This is a genomic window from Pantoea sp. GD03673 (genome assembly GCF_029844725.1).
GTDB lineage: Bacteria > Pseudomonadota > Gammaproteobacteria > Enterobacterales > Enterobacteriaceae > Pantoea.
Genome location: NZ_JAOCKJ010000006.1, coordinates 175722 through 194573 on the forward strand (window position 1 = coordinate 175722; position 18852 = coordinate 194573).

The window sequence follows — 18852 nt, forward strand, 5'->3', positions numbered from 1 at the left end:
TGAGAATGAATTTACAACATCACTTTTTGATTGCCATGCCTTCATTGCAGGATCCTTTCTTCAAACGTTCTGTGGTCTATCTCTGCGAACACAACGAAGAGGGTGCAATGGGACTTATCATCAATAAACCCATGGAAAATCTGACGGTTGAAGGCATTCTGAAGAAGCTGAAAATCTCTGCTGACGATCGCGATCCGGCGATCAAGCTGGATAAACCGGTGTTTACCGGCGGTCCGCTGGCGGAAGATCGCGGCTTTATTCTGCACTCAGCACAACGCACTTTTACCTCCAGCATCCGGGTCTCAGATAATACGATCATTACCACGTCCCGTGACGTGCTGGAGTCGATCGGCACCGCGTCTCAACCCACCAATGTGCTGGTGGCGCTGGGTTACTGCGCCTGGGAAAAAGATCAGCTGGAAAATGAGCTGATGGAAAATGCCTGGCTGACCACGCCAGCCAACAGCAATATCCTGTTCCAGACGCCCATTTCTGAGCGCTGGCGTGAAGCGGCGCGCAGTATCGGCGTCGATATTCACAATATGGCCAGCGACGCCGGACACGCCTGATGTCAACTCAAACTCTGTTAGGTTTCGACTTTGGCACCAAAAGTATTGGTGTCGCCGTCGGTCAGCAACTCACGGGCAGCGCCCGTCCGCTGACCGCCCTTAAAGCGCAGGATGGCATCCCGGACTGGCTGGTGATTGAAAAGCTGCTGAAAGAGTGGCAGCCCGATTTCGTGGTGGTCGGCTTACCACTGAATATGGATGGCACTGAGCAGCCGCTGACTGACCGCGCGCGTAAATTTGCCAACCGCCTGCACGGTCGTTTTGGCATCCGGGTCGAATTACAGGATGAACGACTCAGTACGGTCGAAGCGCGTGCTGGCCTGTTTGAGCGTGGCGGCTACCGTGCGCTCAATAAAGGGTCGGTCGATTCACAGTCCGCTGCCATCATTTTGCAGGACTGGTTCGAAAACCATTACTGACCTTCTGACTCAATCAGACCGGCTACCTGACGCGCCAGCCGGCTCTGCTCAAACGTCTGCATACCGGCCTGTGCGCCGGTCTGCAGCAGCGCGGGGATCTGGTGCATCTTGCCCTCACGGATCAGATTCATAATGCCCGGTGTGGCGATCAGCACCTCAAACAGCCCGATGCGCGATCCGGCAACAGACGGCACCAGCCGCTGTGCTATCACCGCTTTCAGGCTGCCTGCCAGCTGCGTGCGCACCAGCTGCTTCTCCTCCGCCGGAAAAACATCCACCAGGCGATCCACCGCCTGGGCAGCGCCCCGCGTGTGCAGCGTTGCCAGCACCAGATGGCCTGTCTCTGCCGCCGTCAGCGCCTGACGAATGGTGTCGCTGTCGCGTAATTCGCCCAGCAGGATGACGTCGGGATCTTCACGCAGTGCCGCCTTTACCCCCTGCGGAAACGACCCACAGTGCAGGCCAACTTCGCGCTGCTGGATCAGCGACTGCTGGCTGTGATGGATAAATTCAATCGGGTCTTCCAGCGTGATGATATGGCGCGCCTGCTCACGGTTCAGCGCATCGACCAGCGCCGCCAGCGTGGTGGATTTACCGCTGCCGGTCGCACCGGTCACCAGAATCAGCCCATCCTGCTGCGCCAGCAGCGCAGGCACAACGGCGGGCAGTTGCAGGCTCTCCAGCGTCGGGCACGCCGTGGCGATAATGCGCAGCGCCAGTGACAGGCCGTTGCGCTGCATAAACAGATTTGCACGCAGACGCTGGCCGCAGGTCAGGCTGAGGGCGAAATCGAGCTGCCCTGCACTCTCCAGCTTCTGACGCTGCGGGTCACTGAGCCAGCGTGCCGTAAACTGCGCCATCCAGCCTGCAGAGAGCCTGGCCTGCTGCGGAATCGGCTCCAGCCTTCCCTGCCGCCGCCAGTAGGGCAAATGTCCGCTGCAAAGGTGCAGATCGGCGGCATTATGCTTTACACTAAGCCCCACCATTTCATCCAGATTCATGATGTCTCCTGACTATGACTTCAATCCAGCAGAACCTACAGCAAGTGCGGCAGCGAATCGCCGCCGCTGCCGCGCGTTGCGGCCGCGCTCCAGAAGAAATTACCCTGCTTGCAGTCAGTAAAACCAAACCTGCGAGCGCGGTCGAAGAAGCCTTTGCCGCTGGCCAGATTGCCTTCGGTGAAAATTACGTTCAGGAAGGGGTTGAAAAGGTCCAGGCCTTGGCCGCACATCCTGAGCTGGAGTGGCACTTCATCGGCCCGTTGCAGTCGAACAAAAGCCGTCTGGTGGCCGAACATTTTGCCTGGTGTCACACCCTTGACCGCCCGCGCATTGCGCAGCGGCTCAACGATCAGCGGCCCGCCTCGCTGCCACCGCTGAATGTGTTAATTCAGGTAAATATCAGTGACGAGAACAGCAAATCTGGCATCATGCTGGAGGCCGTTTCCGGGCTGGCGGAGCAAATTGCGGCCCTGCCGCAACTGCGGCTGCGGGGATTGATGGCGATTCCGGCGGCGGAAAGTGATTACGCGCGGCAGCTGGCGGTGTGTCAGCAGATGGCGGAAGCCTTCCGGCAGTTGCAACAGCACTATTCTGGTATCGATACGCTTTCGCTGGGGATGAGCGATGACATGGAGGCGGCCATCGCCGCAGGCAGTACGATGGTGCGTATCGGCACCGCCATTTTTGGCGCACGTGATTACGCGCACAACTCACAACAATAACAGAGGAACTTCATGTTAACACTGACGTTTTTAGTAAAAACGCTGATCGATCTCTACGTCATGGTGCTGCTGTTGCGCATCTGGATGCAGTGGTCCCGCTGCGATTTTTACAATCCGGTGGCGCAGTTTGTCGTTAAAGTGACACAGCCTGTTGTCAAGCCACTGCGCCGCATACTGCCCGCTCTGGGGCCGATTGATACCGCCTCGCTGCTGCTGGCCTTTGTGCTGACCACGCTGAAATACCCGATTTTGCTGCTGATTCAGGTGGGCACGTTCTCGGTCGATCCCACCAATCTGCTGGTCGGCCTGCTGTCGCTGGTGAAATCCGCCGGCTATCTGGTCTTCTGGGTCATTATTATTCGCTCCCTGATGAGCTGGATCAGCCAGGGCCGTGGCCCGATCGATTATCTGCTGGTGCAGTTAACCGAGCCGATGATGGCCCCTGTTCGCCGTATTCTGCCTGCGATGGGCGGCATCGACTTCTCTGCGATGATCGTCATCCTGGTGCTGTATGCCCTGAATTTTCTCGGCATGGACCTGTTCCCGGGTCTCTGGTATCTGCTGTAAATGAATCAAACTGGAACTGTTATGCAAAAAGTTGTCCTCGCCACCGGCAATCCCGGCAAAGTGCGTGAGCTGGCGGAGTTACTCTCCGCCTTTGGTCTGGATATCGTCGCACAGACGGACCTTGGGGTTGAATCGGCGGAAGAGACCGGCCTGACCTTTATCGAGAACGCCATTCTCAAAGCGCGTCACGCGGCGCAGATCACCGGACTACCGGCGATTGCCGACGACTCCGGCCTGGCCGTGGATGCGCTGGGCGGCGCACCCGGCATCTATTCAGCGCGCTACGCGGGTGAAGCGGCCAGCGATCAGCAGAACCTGGATAAGCTGCTGGCAGCGCTGGAAGCCGTGCCGGACGGTCAGCGTCAGGCGCAGTTTCACTGCGTGCTGGTCTATCTGCGTCATGCAGAAGACCCGACGCCGCTGGTGTTCCACGGCAGCTGGCAGGGAGAAATCACCCGCGCTGCCTCTGGCACCGGTGGCTTTGGTTATGACCCGATTTTCTTTGTCCCGGCGCTGGGTAAAACCGCGGCTGAGCTCAGCAAAGCGGAAAAAGGTGCCGTTTCTCACCGGGGTAAAGCATTGACGCTGTTGCTGGAAGCGATGCGTAATGCCTAATCTGCCGCCGTTAAGTCTCTACATCCACATTCCGTGGTGCGTACAGAAGTGCCCTTACTGTGATTTTAACTCCCACGCGCTGAAAGATGAGGTGCCGCACGTTGAATACGTGCAGCACCTGCTACGCGACCTGGAGATCGACCTGCCGCTGATTAATGGCCGGGAAGTGCGCACGATTTTCATTGGTGGCGGCACGCCCAGCCTGCTGAGCAGCAGCGCGATGCAGATGCTGATGGATGGCGTGCGGGCACGCCTGACGCTCTCCCCGGATGCGGAAGTGACCATGGAAGCCAATCCAGGCACCGTGGAAGCAGACCGGTTCAGCGCCTATCAGCGCGCCGGTATCAACCGTATTTCAATTGGCGTACAGAGTTTCAGTCCGCAAAAGCTGCAGCGTCTGGGCCGCATTCATGGCCCGGGAGAGGCCGTGCGCGCCGCTGAGCTGGCAGACTCGCTGTCACTGCGCAGCTTCAACCTCGACCTGATGCATGGCCTGCCGGACCAGTCGCTGGAAGAAGCGCTCGACGATTTGCGTCAGGCGATTGCGCTTAATCCGCCGCATCTCTCCTGGTATCAGCTCACCATCGAACCCAACACCCTGTTTGGCTCACGCCCGCCGGTGCTGCCGGATGATGATGCGCTGTGGGATATTTTCGAACAGGGCGACCAGCTGCTGCGGGCCGCCGGTTATCAGCAGTATGAAACCTCTGCCTACGCGAAGCCGGGTTATCGCTGCGAGCACAACCTCAACTACTGGCGTTTCGGCGACTACCTGGGAATTGGCTGTGGCGCACACGGCAAGCTGACGCAGCCGGATGGCCGCATTGTCCGCACGGTGAAAACCCGTCATCCGCGTGGCTTCATGCAGGGTAACTATCGCGAGAAGCAGTATGAGGTGGCTGATAGCGACAAGCCGTTTGAATATTTCATGAACCGCTTTCGCCTGCTGGAAGCCGCGCCGCGCGATGAATTCAGCCGCTACACCGGTTTATCCGAGCAGGCAATCCGTCCGCAGATGGATGCCGCAATCGCCGCCGGTTATGTCACGGAAACCCTGGAGCAGTGGCAGATTACGGAGAAAGGGAAGCTGTTTCTGAATTCGCTGCTGGAGCTGTTCTTAGCGGAAGAGTAAGAAAGGTGCCTCAGCCCGGCAGGCTGAGGCATTAACTTATTTTTTCAGTGCGCTGGTAAGCTGTTTACGCTGATCTTCCAGCGAAATAACGCGATTACACACTTCGTGACCGAAGTTCTGGAAATCCTGCTCCTGCTTGCTCCATTCAGCCTGAATCGACTGTTGCAGACCGCCCAGATTGCCCATAATCGCCTGCAACGGGTTACTGCCGCCGCTGCCCTGCTTACTGCCCATCTCATTCAGACTATCCTGCATCACGCCGCCCAGCGTGGACTGCACCAGCCTTTCACCTTCGGCACGAACCTGATCAATCGCCTGATGGTGGAACGTCAGACCGTCTTCACGGTGTTCAATGATGCGGTTCATCTGCTGTTTGAGCTGACCATTCAGCGTGGTCAGGCGGTTACGCACGTTGCTGTCGGTGCCCAGTTTTTCAACGATAACCCGATCCAGCGCCGCCCGCCCTTTCTCCAGACGGGATGTCGCCCCGCTGTCGATCCACGGCAGATCGCGACGCAGCGCGTTCTGGTAATCGATCGCTTTCTGGCGTCCGGCTGTATCAAGCGTGACCTTCTGTCCATTGAACTGCACGTCGCCCTGCGGCGAGATTTCCATGTTGCCACTGGCACCGACCACCTGCACGCTCTGCGGTCTGATGACCACATCGTCCTGCGGCCTGACGCTGCATTCATAGGCTGCCTGAGCCTGAGTTGCTGCCACCAGCAGTACAGCAAGAAGCGCTTTACGCATCATATCCACTCCCTAAGATCGGCTCTGAAACTCTCTGATCGGGCCTCAGCCCGACACGGTGTGACGATTTAGTCCCACCAGACGTCAAAGAGTTCCGTCATCTGCACATCCTGCAGCTTGTGATCTTCCAGCCATTTGCGCACCAGTGCACGATGCTCATCGGTGCATTTGCCGGTTTTCTGCAGGCAAACCAGACCTTCCCACACCAGGTAGCCGCTGCCATCAAAGGCCAGGCCGTTAGGATCGATCGCTTCATTGATGAACTGGTTCAGCGTCTCATCAATTTCGCTTTCGCTGGTGCCTTCCGGGAAGCGCCAGGCTACCGAGAAGCCCAGTTCCTGAAACTCGTCGATGTGCAGTTTTTTACGTAAACGGCGGCTGCGTTGTGTGGCCATTATTTCACCCTCTCAAACATTAAATCCCATACGCCGTGGCCTAAACGCTGCCCGCGCTGCTCAAACTTGGTCAGTGGACGCGTCTCAGGACGCGGCACATAGTTCTGTTGTTCTGACTGGTTGCGATAGCCATCGATGCTGTTCATCACTTCCAGCATATGCTCTGCGTAGGCTTCCCAGTCGGTCGCCATATGGAACACGCCGCCCAGCTTCAGCTTACGCATCACCAGCTCGGCGAAGGGCACCTGAACAATACGGCGCTTATTGTGACGCGCTTTATGCCACGGATCGGGGAAGAAGAGCTGAACCATGCGCAGCGAGTTGTCCGGAATCATCTTCTCCAGCACTTCCACCGCGTCATGGCACATCACCCGCAGGTTCTGCAGATCGGCTTCGCTGGCGGCGGCCAGACAGGCACCCACGCCTGGCGCATGCACTTCAATACCCAGGAAGTTCTGATGCGGCGTGTTCTGCGCCATCGTCACCAGCGATGCTCCCATGCCAAAGCCAATCTCCAGCGTCACCGGTGCTTCGCGTCCAAACAGCGCGGGCAGGTCAACAGGCTCAGGCTGATATTCCACTCCCATGACCGGCCACAGGGTGTCCAGCGCCTGCTGCTGGCCTTTGGTTAAGCGACCCTGGCGGCGCACAAAGCTGCGGATCCGGCGCAATGGCCGCCCGTTCTCATCAAATTCTGGGGTGATGACGTCATTAATCATGTAAAAGCCTGCTGGTTAGCCTGTTCCGGGAAACGGGCATTATGCAAAGTTCATAAGCAGAAGCAAGCCTTTGCAATCTTCCGGTTTACACCCAGGTGCGCATGTGCTGGAATTCCTGCCTGAGTGTAGAGTAAACACGGAAAATTTCCTTCTTATGATGCAAGCGCCGCAGTTCGCGCAACAGGTGCTGGACTGGTATCAGCGCTTTGGTCGCAAAACCCTGCCGTGGCAGCTGGAGAAAACGCCTTATAAGGTGTGGCTCTCCGAAGTGATGCTACAGCAAACCCAGGTTGCCACGGTTATCCCCTATTTTGAACGCTTTATGGCGCGCTTCCCCACGGTCACCGATCTGGCTGCGGCACCGCTGGATGAGGTGCTGCATCTCTGGACCGGCCTTGGCTACTACGCCCGTGCGCGTAATCTGCATAAAGCGGCAAAGCAGATTGTCGAGGTTCATCAGGGCGAATTCCCGCGTAATTTTGATGATGTCTCCGCCCTGCCCGGCGTAGGCCGCTCAACGGCGGGCGCGATTCTGTCGCTGTCACTGGGTCAGCATTTCCCGATTCTGGATGGCAACGTCAAGCGCGTGCTGGCCCGCTGCTATGCCGTCAGCGGCTGGCCGGGTAAAAAAGAAGTCGAAAAGCGACTCTGGCAGATCAGCGAAGAGGTCACGCCCGCCGAGGGCGTCAGCCAGTTTAATCAGGCGATGATGGATCTGGGCGCGATTGTCTGCACCCGCTCAAAACCGAAGTGCGAAATCTGCCCGCTGAACAGCGGCTGTGAGGCATACGCCAGCAGCAGCTGGGCCAGCTATCCCGGCAAGAAGCCTAAGCAGGTGCTGCCGGAGCGTAGCGGCTGGTTTCTGATGATGCAGGATGGCGATGATGTCTGGCTGGAGCAGCGTCCGCCCGTGGGATTGTGGGGCGGCCTGTTCTGCTTCCCGCAGTTCACTACCGAAGCGGCACTGACCGACTGGCTGGCGGCGCGCGGCATCCATGCAAAACCGCAGCAGCTTACTGCGTTTCGTCACACCTTCAGCCATTTCCATCTCGATATTGTGCCAATGTGGCTTGCATGGCCTTCTGCCGGGGCGGCGATGGATGAAGCAGGCGGTCTCTGGTATAACTTAGCGCTGCCACCATCTGTGGGATTAGCTGCACCCGTTGAGCGCCTGTTACACGAGCTGCGCCATCCCCGACAACTGGCTTTGAACAGTTGTGAGATTAATGAGGAAGAGTAATGAGCCGCACCATTTTTTGTACTTTTTTACAGCGCGACGCGGAAGGCCAGGATTTTCAGCTCTATCCGGGCGACCTGGGTAAGCGCATTTACAACGACATTTCCAAAGAAGCCTGGCAGAAGTGGATGGCCAAACAGACCATGTTGATCAACGAGAAGAAGCTCAACATGATGAATCCCGACGATCGTAAAGTGCTGGAGAAGGAGATGATCAATTTCCTGTTCGAAGGTAAAGACGTTCATATCGAAGGCTATACACCGCCAGAAGCGTAAACATTCCGGGCCTCATCGCTGAGGCCAGTTATCCAGGTCAGGCTTGCACTCCCAATGAATAAAAAATTAATCGCCCTGCTGGTGATAGCACCACTTCTGGTTTCCTGTTCCGGGTCAAAGAATCAGCAATCCCACGAGGAGTGGGTTAAAGACACCAACGGCTTCGATATTCTGATGGGCCAGTTTGCTCATAATATTGAGAATATCTGGGGGATCAATGAGGTCCTGATCGCCGGACCGAAAGATTACGTCAAATACAGCGACAACTATTACACCCGCAGTCACATCAACTTTGAAAGCGGTAAGCTGACCATTGAGACGATCTCTGGCACCGATCCGATGGCCAGCCTGCGTCAGGCGATCGTGACCACCCTGTTGATTGGTGAAGATCCGGGTAATGTCGATCTCTATTCCGATGCCAACGACATTGAGATCAGTAAAGAGCCACTGCTGTATGGGCAGGTGCTGGATAACACCGGTCAGCCCATTCGCTGGCAGGGCCGCGCAGAAGCCTTTGCTGACTATCTGATTCAGAATAAATTGATGCGCCGCACCTCGGGTCTGCATGTGATTTACTCCATTTCGATTCCGATGGTGCCAAACCATCTGGATAAACGTGCGCACAAATACCTGCCGATGGTGCGAAAAGCCGCCGAGCAGTATGGTGTCGATGCCTCACTGATTCTGGCGATTATGCAGACCGAATCGAGCTTCAACCCCTACGCCGTGAGCCACTCGGATGCACTGGGTCTGATGCAGGTGGTGCAGCACACCGCCGGTGTTGACGTGTTCCGCATGAAAGGTAAATGGGGCAAGCCGAGCCGCAGCTATCTGCTGGACCCGGAGAACAACATCGATGCGGGCACCGCCTATCTGTCGCTGTTGCAGCGCAGCTATCTGGGCGGCATTCAGGATCCGCTGTCACGCCGCTATGCAGTTATCACCGCCTATAACGGTGGTGCAGGCAGCGTGTTGCGCGTCTTCTCCAGCGATAAAGATCGGGCGTTCTCGATGATTAACGGCATGTCCCCCGGCAAGGTTTATTCGACCCTGGCGAACCAGCATCCGTCTGCGGAGTCGCGCCGTTATCTTTATAAGGTGAGTACCGCGCAGAAGAGTTATCGGGGATTCTGATCGGGGCCGCTGAAGCGGGGGATTGTTCGCTGCGCGAACGGGCGATGAGAAGGTTTCGTTCGCTTTGCAGCGGGCTGACGCTGAGCGGGTTTCGTTCGCCTTGCAGCGGGCTGACGCTGAGCGGGTTTCGTTCGCCTTGCAGCGGGCTGACGCTGAGGGGTTTCGTTCGCCTTGCAGTAGGCTGACGCTGAGCGGGTTCCGTTCGCCTTGCAGCCGGCTGACGCTGAGCGGGTTTCGTTCGCTTTGCAGCGGGCTGACGCTGAGCGGGTTCCGCCCGCCAGGCGTGAGGGAGTTTCAGGTTGCCTGAGCAGGCGGACGTATTAAGGGGCGGACGCCCGCCCCTTAACAATCCCGGCGTCCGGCTGCCTGCGCGCCCCGCTTCGCGGGGTACCTTCGTCACGCCCTGCGGCCAACGGACCGGCCGGACGCGCCATCCCTGGCGCTAACCGTCCTTTCGCCGACGTCCTGTCGGCTCATCCTGGCCTCCGGTTGTGCCTCAGCGCTTCGGACGCCTCTACCACTTCCCCCGCCTGCATTTTCTTTACGTTTTCTGTCATAAAGCGCTGCCTGCGCGTCATAAAGCTAACCGCTGATACTCGCAGCGATAAATTACCCAACATAAAAATAAGAAATAACAGCGAGGGGTTGGGGAGGCCGTCAGAGCCGCTGAGCGGATGAGGGATTTCAGGACGAGCGACAGGGATGTCGCGAAGAGGCGGGTTCGCGCCAGGGATGGTGCGTCCCGCCGGTCCGTGAGAAATCCGGAAGAAGCGAAGGGACCGCGAAGCGGCGGTGAAGCAGGCCGGACGCCGGGATTGTTAAGGGGCGGGCGTCCGCCCCTTGACGCGTCCGCCTGCACGGAGAACCTGAAACTCCCCATCGCCTGGCGGGCGAAACCTTCTCAGTGCCAGCCCGCTGCAAGCGAAACCCTCTCAGTACCAGCCCGCTGCAAGCAAAACCTTCTCAATGCCAGCCCGCTGCAAACGAAACCTTCTCAGTGCCAGCCCGCTGCAAGCGAAACCTTCTCAACGCCAGCCCGCTGCAAGCGAAACCTTCTCAACGCCAGCCCGCTGCAAGCGAAACCTTCTCAATGCCAGCCCGCTGCAAGTGAAACCTTATCTGTGCCAGCCCGCTGCAAGCGAAACCGTCTCAGTACCAGCCCGCTGCAAGCGAAACCGTCTCAGTACCAGCCCGCTGCAAGCGAAACCCTCTCAGTGCCAGCCCGCTGCAAGCGAAACCCTCTCAGTGCCAGCCCGCTGCAAGCGAAACCCGCTCATAGCAAGCCCGCCGCCAGGCGAACCAAAGGCTGGCGGGCCGCTACCCGCCTCTGCCCCCGCTCAGATCAGCGCCCCACCATCATATTCGCCACCAGATATTTGCGTCCCTGCTCATCCTCTTCGGTGTAAACACCCTGCAGCTCCGGCGAGAAGCCCGGCAGCAGATTCAGCCCCGCTTCCAGCGCCAGGAAATAACGCTGCACCGCGCCGCCCCAGATCTCCCCTGGCACCACGCACAGCACGCCCGGTGGATAAGGCAGCGCACCTTCTGCAGCAACACGGCCTTTGGCCTCGGCGACAGGCACCAGCTCCACGTCACCGCGAATATACGCCTGATGCGCATCCTGTGGATTGACGCTGACCGGCGGGAACTCCGCAGCGCGGAACATCAGGCGCTGCAGATCCTTCACGTTGTGGCTGACGTAAAGATCGTGCATCTCCTGACAGAGGCGACGCAGGGTATATCCGGCATAGCGCTCCGCATTTTTACGGTAAATCGTCGGCAACACTTCGGCCAGCGGCGCATCCTCTTTAACGTGCTGCTCAAACTGCGCCAGCATCGCCACCAGATTTGCCATCTTCTCGGGGCTTTCGGCAGGGGTCAGCAGGAACAGGATCGAGTTGAGATCGCACTTCTCCGGGACGATGCCGTTCTCACGCAGGTAGTTCGCCAGGATCGTTGCCGGGATCCCGAATTCACGATATTCCCCGCTGGCGGCATCGATCCCCGGCGTGGTCAGCAACAGCTTGCAGGGATCGACCCGATACTGATCGCGTGCGTATCCTGAAAAACCGTGCCATTTTTCCTGCGGTTCGAAGCTGAAGTAGCGCAGATCGCGGGCGATCGTCTCAGTGGGCGCATCCTGCCAGCGCTGCCCCGCAACCGTTTCTGGCACAAACGGCAGGATCATTTCACAGCGGTCCAGAATCGCTTTGCGCGCCTCAATACCCAGCGTGACGCACTCATCCCACATGCGACGCCCCGCTTCGCCCTGATGCATTCTGGCGTTGATATCCAGCGCGGCAAACAGCGGATAAAACGGACTGGTGGACGCATGCAGCATAAAAGCATTGTTCAGTCGCTTGTGCGGGCAGAAGCGCCGCTGACCGCGAATGTGGTTATCTTTTTTGTGAATCTGCGAGGTCTGCGAAAAGCCTGCCAGCTGCTTATGCACGGACTGCGTGACAAAAATGCCGGGATCGTTCTCATTCAGCGTCAGGGTCAGCGGCGAACAGCCTTCCATTAGTGGAATGAACTGCTCATAGCCGAGCCACGCGGAATCAAACAGGATGTAATCACACAGATGACCGATGCGATCCACCACCTGACGCGCGTTATAGACCGTACCGTCGTAGGTGCCCAGCTGAATGATCGCCAGACGGAAAGGCCGCGCCTCCTCCGCACGTTGCGGAGCCACCGCCGCGATCTGCGCACGCAGATAGGCCTCATCAAAGCAGTGCGCGTCAATGCCGCCAATAAAGCCGAAGGGGTTACGTGCGGCTTCAAGATACACCGGCGTCGCGCCCGCCTGAATCAGCGCGCCATGATGGTTCGACTTGTGATTGTTACGGTCAAACAGCACCAGATCGCCACGGGTCAGCAGCGCATTGGTCACCACTTTATTGGCGCTTGAGGTGCCGTTGAGCACAAAGTAGGTTTTGTCGGCGTTAAACACCTTTGCCGCATACTTCTGCGCATCTTTGGCGGAGCCTTCGTGGATCAGCAAATCGCCCAGTTTGACGTCGGCATTGCACATGTCAGAGCGGAAAACATTCTCGCCGTAGAAGTCATAGAACTGTTTCCCCGCCGGATGCTTTTTAAAGAACGCCCCGCCCTGATGTCCGGGGCAGGCAAAGGTGCTGTTCTGCATATCAACATAACGGGTCAGCGTCCCGAAGAAAGGCGGCAGCAGCGCCGCTTCATACGCCTGTGCAGCCGCTTCCAGCGCCATCCACTCCTGCGGTTCACCGTTCAGCTCACCGCTGACGCCGGGCAAGTGCATCACCTCTTCTTCAAATGCATTGGCAACAAACACCGGCAGGTTAAAACCGGTGTGGCGCAGCAGTGCCAGCACGCCGCTGCGGGTATCTGCCAGTGAGACGACAACCGCCGCCACATCCGTAAAATCGGTGTTATCAAGCGTGACCACATCACGTGCGGTGTTCAGGGTCAGATTAGGTGCCACCGCGGCGCTGGCAGCAATTTTCAATGGTGTCATAACAGGATCCCTAACGTCAGGGAGGACGTGCCAGAGGCACAATTATGGGGACAGTGCCCCGGCGAATAATGAACCGTCAGAAGGCATGGTGCAGCGTGGAGAGCGGATCCACAGCCGCTGCCTGGCTGGCCTCACCGCATGGTGAATAACGGAGCGTTCGGAAAAGAGGAAAACCCGGTGAGCGCCGGAAAAAGCGAACGGTAATCCGGGCAGATGCGCGGTGAACCGGACATGGCGACGTCCTCTGTGGTGAAGAAACAGGGTCAAAAAGTGGCGGTCATAATGTCATCTTTTTTATGCATGAACAACCCGACCCAGGCAATTATTCAGTCATGCAGCAAAAAGATAACAGCATGATTTTTATGGCCTAATTATCATAAAAAATTCATAATTCGACTAATTATATGAATTATATGCAGATTTATGCATTGTGGTCATTGTCACTTTCAGCGGACTTTTCCGCCCCCTGCCACCGCCTTTACCCTAACAGGTGGCCCCTGACCTACCGCATTACCACGCGCAGGCGTAAACTGATCTCCACATTCCCACTCTGCCGGAGGCTGCATGTTCAAGGCACTGATCATTGAAAATGACGAACAAGGTTACCGTTCCCTGCTGAAAGATCTCCCCGAATCCCAACTGCCCGACTACGATGTCACGCTCGACGTCAGCTACTCATCTCTGAACTACAAAGATGCCCTGGCTATCTGCAACAAAGGCCCGATTGTGCGCCAGTTCCCGATGGTGCCGGGGATCGATTTTGTGGGCCGGGTGACGGCCAGCCGCCATCCTGACTGGAAAGAGGATGATGTGGCCCTGCTGACAGGCTGGGGCGTAGGTGAAAAACAGTGGGGCGGCCTGGCCCAGAAGGCCAGCGTCAGCGGCGACTGGCTGGTGCGCGTGCCTTCTTCTCTTAGCCCGCTGCAAACGATGGCAATCGGCACGGCGGGTCTGACCGCAATGCTCTGCGTGATGGCGCTGGAAAAACAGGGCATCACACCTGAACACGGGCCGGTGCTGGTGACCGGTGCCAGTGGCGGCGTCGGCAGCTATAGCGTGAGCCTGCTGGCGCGTCTGGGTTATCAGGTGATAGCCTCCAGCGGTCGCGCCAGCGACCATGCCTATCTTATTGATACGCTGGGTGCCACGTCGGTCATTGACCGCAAAGAACTTTCCGAGCCCGGCAAACCGCTGGCAAAAGAGCGCTGGGCCGCCGCGATAGACAGCGTCGGCAGCCACACGCTGGCTAACGTGCTGGCCGGTATCCAGCGGCACGGCGCGGTTGCTGCCTGCGGCATGGCTCAGGGACTCGACCTGCCAGCCAGCGTCGCACCCTTTATTTTACGTGGCGTCACGCTGACCGGCGTCGACAGTGTGATGTGCCCGAAACCGCTTCGTCAGCAGGCGTGGCAACGACTCGGTGAGCTGCTGGATAGCGATCGGCTCAGCAAACTGGGCCGGGTGATCCCGCTGAGTGAAGCCAGAGAGGGTGCGCAGGCATTGCTGGATGGCAACGTTCAGGGCAGGCTGATTGTCGACTGCCGTTAACCCGTTTTTAAAGGCGCGTATCCCGCGCCTTTATCGATCGGCTCGCCAGCCGTTTTATCAGCCCTTCCAGCGCGAACTGCGTGCCCTGCTCCATCACCGATTTCGGATCGCCGCTGAACTGATGGCACTCCGCATCATCTCCGCCGTCGGGCAATACCCAGCCAAACCAGATAGTGCCCGCTGGCGTACCATCTTCGCCACCCTCGGGTCCGGCATAGCCGGTAATCGATAATCCCACCGGTTCACCTGAGCGGGCGCAGGCACCCTGCACCATCTCACGCGCCGTCTGTTCGCTTACCGCCGTGTGCTGTTTCAGCGTGTCAGGGTGAACCCCGAGCAGACGGATTTTGGCATTTTCGCTGTAGGTCACGAAACCACTGGTATAGAAATCGCCGCTGCTTTCCACCGCAGCCAGCGTCATGCTGATCAGCCCGGCGGTACAGGATTCGGCGGTCGTCAGATGAAGCCCGGAGGAGAGTAAAATATTGCCCAGTTGTTCAGCTGTTTGATTTAATGATTTTGCCATTATGGTCTCCTAAAGACTGTCCTGAACTCCAGGTATAGCGCAAAATCAGTGATAAAAAGCTTGCAAGCCAATGTTTTTAAAGCGAAACGGTCTAAACCCGCAGCTGAATATGCGGCTGTCCGCTCCCGGCCTGTGTGACGACCTGCAGATCGGCCTGATACCAGCGCGTCAGCGTCTTTTCAGTCATCACCGTCTGCGGTGATCCCTGAGCCACCAGTCTGCCTGCGTGCAGCAGCAGTATGCGATCGGCCCACAATGACGCCAGATTGAGGTCATGCAACACGGTGCAGACGGTGAGATCACCCGCACGCGTCAGCTGCCGCAGTAAACGCAGAGTTTGCTGCTGCCAGAAGAGATCCAGCGCCGAGGTCGGCTCATCCAGAAACAACCAGCCGCGTGGCCTGCCATCCTGCCAGAGCTGAGCCAGAACCCGCGCCAGCTGCACCCGCTGCTGTTCACCGCCGGAGAGCTGGCGGTAATTGCGCTGCGCCAGCGGTTCACAGCCCGTAAGCCGCATCACGTCTGCCACAATCTGCGACGTCTGCGCCGCTGGCCAGGGCGCACGGCCCATCGCCACCACTGACTGCGCCGATTGTGCAAAGGTCAGGTTGTTCTGCTGGCGCATCACGGCCCGGCGTCGCGCCAGCTGCTCACGCGGCCAGGCTGAGATCAACCGATTGTCCAGAGAGCACTCGCCCCGATCGGGCGCTAAAAATCCGGTCAGCATTCGCAACAGTGTCGACTTGCCTGCGCCGTTAGGACCAATCAGCGCCACCAGCTCGCCACCTGACAGCGTGACGTCAAGATTATCGATAACGGTTTTGCCGCCGTGCGCCAGACAGAGTCCCGTCGCCTGTAAAATTTGCATCACACTAATCCTCGCTGCTGACGCAGGATCAGCCAGAGAAACCAGGGACCGCCAATCAGGCTGGTCAGTAACCCAACCGGCATCTCTGCCGGAACCACCAGGGTGCGTGCCAGGGTATCGGCGAGCAACAGCAGAATGGCTCCCGCCAGCGCTGAGCCAGGCAGCAGCCAGCGATGGTCGCCGCCAAGACAAAAGCGCATCACATGCGGCACCACTAATCCGACGAAACCAATTACGCCACTGATCGAGACCGCAGTGCCGACCAGCAGCGCACTGAGGATCAGCAACTGATGCTGGATACGTTTCACATCAATGCCCATATAGTGCGCATCCTCTTCGCCCGCCTGCAGCAGGTTGAGAGGGCGGGCACGGCTCTGTAGCAACAGTAAAGCAGGCAGGATCAAGAGCAGGCAGATTAACAGCGCCGGCCACTGCGCCTGGCTGAGGCTGCCCATGCCCCAGAGGGAGAGCTGACGCAGTTGCTGGTCATCGCTCAGCCACGACAACACGCCTACCGCCGCACCGCACAGCGCATTAATCGCAATGCCCACCAGCAGCAGCCGGGAGAGATTACCCTGTGCCAGCCGACTGAAACTGAAAATCAGCAGCGTTACCAGCAGGCTGCCGATAAATGCGGCGATCATCGGTAGCCACAATGCCAGCTGTGGCGGCAACGCCAGCGGCATAACAATGGCCAGCGCGACCGCTAGCCCTGCTCCGCTGCTGATACCCAGCAGACCGGGATCGGCCAGCGGGTTACGGAAAACGCCCTGCATCACCGCGCCAGAGACCGCCAGCGCCATGCCGATCACCACCGCCAGCAGCACACGAGGCAGGCGGATATTCAGCCAGATCTGCCAGATGAGATCGCTGCGCGGTGCCTGCCATAGCGTCCTGACCGACAGGGGCATCGCCCCCAGATTTGCCGCCAGCACCATCGCCACCAGCAGCATGCTCAACATCAGCGTCAGACCCCGCAGCGCCTTGCCATTAATCATGGTTCAGCGATTCCGCAGCCTGGCGCAATGTCACAATGGCCTGAGGCGTATCAAGGCCAAATCCCAGCAGCGCCTGGGTGTTAATGACCAGCAGATGCTGCTGCTGTCCGGCAGGCGTCAGCGCCAGGCCGGGTAACTGCCACAACTGCGCTTCACCGCCCAGGGTTTTCAGCCCCTCCTCGCCGATGACCACCAGATCCGGCGCGGCGGCGATCACGCCCTCCTGCGACAGCGCCTGGTAGTGCGGCACCGTCCCCATGGCATTCTCCAGCCCGGCGCTGCGGATTGCGCTGTCGGCGGCGGTCTGGTTTCCCGCCGCCATCGTTTTCATTCCGCTGTTTGCCATGATGTAGAGCACTTTTACCGGCAGCGGTGGCTGCGGCAGCGAGGGAATCTGCTGCATTATTTGCTGCGTCAGTGCCTGAGCTTTACTTTCACGCTGTAACGCCTGACCTACCGTGGTAATTTTCTGCGGAATCGCCTGCAGGCTGCTGTCGCCGCTGACCATCACCACCCTGACGCCCGCGTGCGCAATCTGTTCCAGCACCCGCGACGGCTTTGCCTGCTCGCTGGCGAGTACCAGCGTCGGCTTCAGCGCCAGGATACCTTCAGCATTGAGCTGACGCATGTAGCCCACGTCCGGCAGTTTTGCAGCCTGCGCCGGACGCAGGCTGGTGCTGTCCCGCGCCACCAGCTGTGACTGCGCATCCAGCGCGTAGATAATCTGGGTGACGTCACCCCCAATCGACACCACCCGCTCCGCCGCCAGCGAGGGCAGCGTCAGCAGCAGCAGGCATAACAGACCCGTTTTTTTCATGCCGCCGCTCCTGGCGTGCGGAGTGTACTTACCTGCTCACGCCAGCAGGTCTGTTCTGGTGTGCCTTCCGTGCGCTGCCCGTAGAGCTGGGCGATCTGCGTGCCGTCGGCGGCGAACAGTTCCAGGCTGGTCACAAACCCATCGCCGGTGGGCTTGCGTGTGACCCAGCTTTCGCTGATCTGGTCCGCCATCAGGTGCAGCGTAAAGCGGGGATTAAAGATGTTGAGCCAGTTATTTACTGGCAGCAGCGTCTCGACGTTGCCGGTGAAAATCTGGGTACAGCCACGGTTGCCGACAAATATCATGATCTCATTGCCCGCCTGCTGTGCCATCTGTAATAGACGCTCAAGCGCATCGTTACCGACCTGCCAGGCGAGATCCTCGCCCACGGCGCGAAATGCCTGCGGCCGGGATACCTGATGGCGCTTCAGCAGCGCAAAAAACTGATGAACATTGGTCATGGCACGCCATTCACGGTCAATGGCGGTGGCATCCGTCTTTTCACTCAGGACAGCAGCGGCAACCGGCTCAACCACCAGAGGCATCGCAGCGGCGTCAGTGACGTCGGCGATCAGCGCGTGCCATGCCGCCATGCGGGTCTGCGCCGTCGCATAGATTTTCAGCACCGCATCGCCGTGGCGATCAAAGATCTGAATGCTGTGGCGCTCGCCCTGCGCGCCTGACTCCTGCAGGGCAAAGGCGCTGCACCACTGTCCGACAAACAGACGCAGGTCGAGCGCACGGGGATTAAGGACAAGCCCACCCTGTGCGCCGATCTGCACATTCTGGTATTCGCCCAAATGCTCATGCACCGCATAGGCGTTACGGGTAATGCTTTTGGTTTCGCCGACCGCGCTCAGCGCCGTCAGCAGCGCCGGAAAATCGTGTTTCAGCGCCACAGCATCGACGCCAATACGCGCTTCACACAGTTCCGCTTCGCTGATGCCGATCAGCGCGGCCAGGTCGCGGGCATATTTCTTCGGATGTTCACCTTTAAGCGCGAGATAATGCTGATAAATCGGGTTCATGGTTCTGGTTCTCCTGATCATGCCCTGCATCTGCGC

20 protein-coding genes are annotated in these 18852 nt (G+C 58.6%); 10 read left to right on the plus strand and 10 right to left on the minus strand.

Annotated elements, in window-relative coordinates; genetic code table 11:
* The first annotated feature begins 5 nt into the window (after positions 1–5).
* Complete coding sequence (locus N5J69_RS13270; protein ID WP_010248870.1) at positions 6–569, plus strand: YqgE/AlgH family protein; 564 nt, start codon at positions 6–8, stop codon at positions 567–569.
* Positions 569–988: a Holliday junction resolvase RuvX gene (gene ruvX / locus N5J69_RS13275; RefSeq protein ID WP_003853387.1), complete on the plus strand. Its 420-nt coding sequence runs from the start codon at positions 569–571 to the stop codon at positions 986–988. Before N5J69_RS13270 ends, ruvX begins: the two co-directional genes overlap by 1 nt.
* Here the strand turns inward: ruvX and N5J69_RS13280 are convergent.
* The gene (locus tag N5J69_RS13280) at positions 982–1989 is read right to left on the minus strand and encodes a type IV pilus twitching motility protein PilT (RefSeq protein WP_279770909.1); all 1008 of its coding nucleotides are present in this window, start codon (positions 1987–1989) and stop codon (positions 982–984) included. The genes ruvX and N5J69_RS13280 overlap by 7 nt on opposite strands.
* A gap of 14 nt (positions 1990–2003) precedes the next feature.
* On the opposite strand from N5J69_RS13280, the gene N5J69_RS13285 reads away from it, so the two are divergent.
* From N5J69_RS13285 to hemW, 4 genes are read left to right on the plus strand one after another with little or no spacing between them, the layout of a single operon-like run.
* On the plus strand, positions 2004–2711 hold the full coding sequence (locus N5J69_RS13285; protein ID WP_279770911.1) for a YggS family pyridoxal phosphate-dependent enzyme: 708 nt from the start codon (positions 2004–2006) through the stop codon (positions 2709–2711).
* A 12-nt stretch (positions 2712–2723) separates the two neighbouring features.
* Complete coding sequence (locus N5J69_RS13290; RefSeq protein ID WP_279770912.1) at positions 2724–3278, plus strand: YggT family protein; 555 nt, start codon at positions 2724–2726, stop codon at positions 3276–3278.
* Between the two features lie 21 nt (positions 3279–3299).
* The gene (locus tag N5J69_RS13295; RefSeq protein ID WP_279770914.1) at positions 3300–3893 is read left to right on the plus strand and encodes an XTP/dITP diphosphatase; all 594 of its coding nucleotides are present in this window, start codon (positions 3300–3302) and stop codon (positions 3891–3893) included.
* Positions 3886–5025 carry a radical SAM family heme chaperone HemW gene (gene hemW, locus N5J69_RS13300; protein ID WP_279770916.1) on the plus strand — a complete coding sequence of 380 codons (1140 nt, stop codon included), beginning with the start codon at positions 3886–3888 and terminating at the stop codon, positions 5023–5025. Before N5J69_RS13295 ends, hemW begins: the two co-directional genes overlap by 8 nt.
* 36 nt (positions 5026–5061) lie before the next feature.
* Here the strand turns inward: hemW and N5J69_RS13305 are convergent, their stop codons facing one another.
* From N5J69_RS13305 to trmB, 3 genes are all read right to left on the minus strand, one after another.
* On the minus strand, positions 5062–5778 hold the full coding sequence (locus N5J69_RS13305) for a DUF2884 domain-containing protein (RefSeq protein ID WP_279770918.1): 717 nt from the start codon (positions 5776–5778) through the stop codon (positions 5062–5064).
* A gap of 65 nt (positions 5779–5843) precedes the next feature.
* Positions 5844–6170: a YggL family protein gene (locus N5J69_RS13310; RefSeq protein WP_279770919.1), complete on the minus strand. Its 327-nt coding sequence runs from the start codon at positions 6168–6170 to the stop codon at positions 5844–5846.
* The gene (gene trmB / locus N5J69_RS13315) at positions 6170–6889 is read right to left on the minus strand and encodes a tRNA (guanosine(46)-N7)-methyltransferase TrmB (protein WP_279770920.1); all 720 of its coding nucleotides are present in this window, start codon (positions 6887–6889) and stop codon (positions 6170–6172) included. Before trmB ends, N5J69_RS13310 begins: the two co-directional genes overlap by 1 nt.
* Before the next feature lie 154 nt (positions 6890–7043).
* Here trmB and mutY point away from each other — a divergent pair, with 154 nt between their 5' ends.
* The 3 genes from mutY to mltC are packed head-to-tail and all read left to right on the plus strand — an operon-like array spanning position 7044 to position 9535.
* A complete protein-coding gene (gene mutY / locus N5J69_RS13320; protein WP_279770921.1) occupies positions 7044–8129 on the plus strand; it encodes an A/G-specific adenine glycosylase in 1086 nt (361 codons plus the stop codon).
* The gene (locus N5J69_RS13325) at positions 8129–8401 is read left to right on the plus strand and encodes an oxidative damage protection protein (RefSeq protein WP_090965909.1); all 273 of its coding nucleotides are present in this window, start codon (positions 8129–8131) and stop codon (positions 8399–8401) included. The genes mutY and N5J69_RS13325 overlap by 1 nt, the downstream gene beginning before the upstream one ends.
* 54 nt (positions 8402–8455) lie before the next feature.
* Positions 8456–9535 (plus strand): membrane-bound lytic murein transglycosylase MltC, encoded by a 1080-nt coding sequence (gene mltC, locus N5J69_RS13330; RefSeq protein WP_033733719.1) that lies wholly within the window; start codon positions 8456–8458, stop codon positions 9533–9535.
* A gap of 1342 nt (positions 9536–10877) precedes the next feature.
* Here the strand turns inward: mltC and N5J69_RS13335 are convergent.
* The gene (locus N5J69_RS13335) at positions 10878–13031 is read right to left on the minus strand and encodes an ornithine decarboxylase (RefSeq protein WP_279770923.1); all 2154 of its coding nucleotides are present in this window, start codon (positions 13029–13031) and stop codon (positions 10878–10880) included.
* 564 nt (positions 13032–13595) lie between these two features.
* Between N5J69_RS13335 and N5J69_RS13340 the strand changes: the two genes are divergently transcribed.
* Positions 13596–14579: an MDR family oxidoreductase gene (locus N5J69_RS13340; RefSeq protein WP_279770924.1), complete on the plus strand. Its 984-nt coding sequence runs from the start codon at positions 13596–13598 to the stop codon at positions 14577–14579.
* A 7-nt stretch (positions 14580–14586) separates the two neighbouring features.
* Here N5J69_RS13340 and N5J69_RS13345 read toward each other — a convergent pair whose 3' ends face one another.
* The 5 genes from N5J69_RS13345 to N5J69_RS13365 all read right to left on the minus strand — a co-directional run bounded on the left by N5J69_RS13345 (position 14587) and on the right by N5J69_RS13365 (position 18816).
* Positions 14587–15105, minus strand: a complete 519-nt coding sequence (locus tag N5J69_RS13345; protein WP_279770925.1) for a CinA family protein — start codon at positions 15103–15105, stop codon at positions 14587–14589.
* 91 nt (positions 15106–15196) lie between these two features.
* A complete protein-coding gene (locus tag N5J69_RS13350) occupies positions 15197–15973 on the minus strand; it encodes a heme ABC transporter ATP-binding protein (RefSeq protein ID WP_279770926.1) in 777 nt (258 codons plus the stop codon).
* Positions 15973–16971 carry an iron ABC transporter permease gene (locus N5J69_RS13355; RefSeq protein ID WP_279770927.1) on the minus strand — a complete coding sequence of 333 codons (999 nt, stop codon included), beginning with the start codon at positions 16969–16971 and terminating at the stop codon, positions 15973–15975. The genes N5J69_RS13350 and N5J69_RS13355 overlap by 1 nt, the downstream gene beginning before the upstream one ends.
* A complete protein-coding gene (locus N5J69_RS13360) occupies positions 16964–17788 on the minus strand; it encodes a hemin ABC transporter substrate-binding protein (RefSeq protein ID WP_279770928.1) in 825 nt (274 codons plus the stop codon). The genes N5J69_RS13355 and N5J69_RS13360 overlap by 8 nt, the downstream gene beginning before the upstream one ends.
* Positions 17785–18816, minus strand: coding sequence for a ChuX/HutX family heme-like substrate-binding protein (locus tag N5J69_RS13365; RefSeq protein WP_279770930.1), 1032 nt, complete (start codon positions 18814–18816; stop codon positions 17785–17787). Before N5J69_RS13365 ends, N5J69_RS13360 begins: the two co-directional genes overlap by 4 nt.
* Positions 18817–18852 lie beyond the last annotated feature (36 nt).

Coding starts and splice junctions, on each gene's coding strand:
- N5J69_RS13270 (WP_010248870.1), top strand. CDS start 6: ATGAATTTACAACATCACTTTTTGATTGCCATGCCTTCATTGCAGGAT.
- ruvX (WP_003853387.1), top strand. CDS start 569: ATGTCAACTCAAACTCTGTTAGGTTTCGACTTTGGCACCAAAAGTATT.
- N5J69_RS13280 (WP_279770909.1), bottom strand. CDS start 1,989: ATGAATCTGGATGAAATGGTGGGGCTTAGTGTAAAGCATAATGCCGCC.
- N5J69_RS13285 (WP_279770911.1), top strand. CDS start 2,004: ATGACTTCAATCCAGCAGAACCTACAGCAAGTGCGGCAGCGAATCGCC.
- N5J69_RS13290 (WP_279770912.1), top strand. CDS start 2,724: ATGTTAACACTGACGTTTTTAGTAAAAACGCTGATCGATCTCTACGTC.
- N5J69_RS13295 (WP_279770914.1), top strand. CDS start 3,300: ATGCAAAAAGTTGTCCTCGCCACCGGCAATCCCGGCAAAGTGCGTGAG.
- hemW (WP_279770916.1), top strand. CDS start 3,886: ATGCCTAATCTGCCGCCGTTAAGTCTCTACATCCACATTCCGTGGTGC.
- N5J69_RS13305 (WP_279770918.1), bottom strand. CDS start 5,778: ATGATGCGTAAAGCGCTTCTTGCTGTACTGCTGGTGGCAGCAACTCAG.
- N5J69_RS13310 (WP_279770919.1), bottom strand. CDS start 6,170: ATGGCCACACAACGCAGCCGCCGTTTACGTAAAAAACTGCACATCGAC.
- trmB (WP_279770920.1), bottom strand. CDS start 6,889: ATGATTAATGACGTCATCACCCCAGAATTTGATGAGAACGGGCGGCCA.
- mutY (WP_279770921.1), top strand. CDS start 7,044: ATGATGCAAGCGCCGCAGTTCGCGCAACAGGTGCTGGACTGGTATCAG.
- N5J69_RS13325 (WP_090965909.1), top strand. CDS start 8,129: ATGAGCCGCACCATTTTTTGTACTTTTTTACAGCGCGACGCGGAAGGC.
- mltC (WP_033733719.1), top strand. CDS start 8,456: ATGAATAAAAAATTAATCGCCCTGCTGGTGATAGCACCACTTCTGGTT.
- N5J69_RS13335 (WP_279770923.1), bottom strand. CDS start 13,031: ATGACACCATTGAAAATTGCTGCCAGCGCCGCGGTGGCACCTAATCTG.
- N5J69_RS13340 (WP_279770924.1), top strand. CDS start 13,596: ATGTTCAAGGCACTGATCATTGAAAATGACGAACAAGGTTACCGTTCC.
- N5J69_RS13345 (WP_279770925.1), bottom strand. CDS start 15,105: ATGGCAAAATCATTAAATCAAACAGCTGAACAACTGGGCAATATTTTA.
- N5J69_RS13350 (WP_279770926.1), bottom strand. CDS start 15,973: ATGCAAATTTTACAGGCGACGGGACTCTGTCTGGCGCACGGCGGCAAA.
- N5J69_RS13355 (WP_279770927.1), bottom strand. CDS start 16,971: ATGATTAATGGCAAGGCGCTGCGGGGTCTGACGCTGATGTTGAGCATG.
- N5J69_RS13360 (WP_279770928.1), bottom strand. CDS start 17,788: ATGAAAAAAACGGGTCTGTTATGCCTGCTGCTGCTGACGCTGCCCTCG.
- N5J69_RS13365 (WP_279770930.1), bottom strand. CDS start 18,816: ATGAACCCGATTTATCAGCATTATCTCGCGCTTAAAGGTGAACATCCG.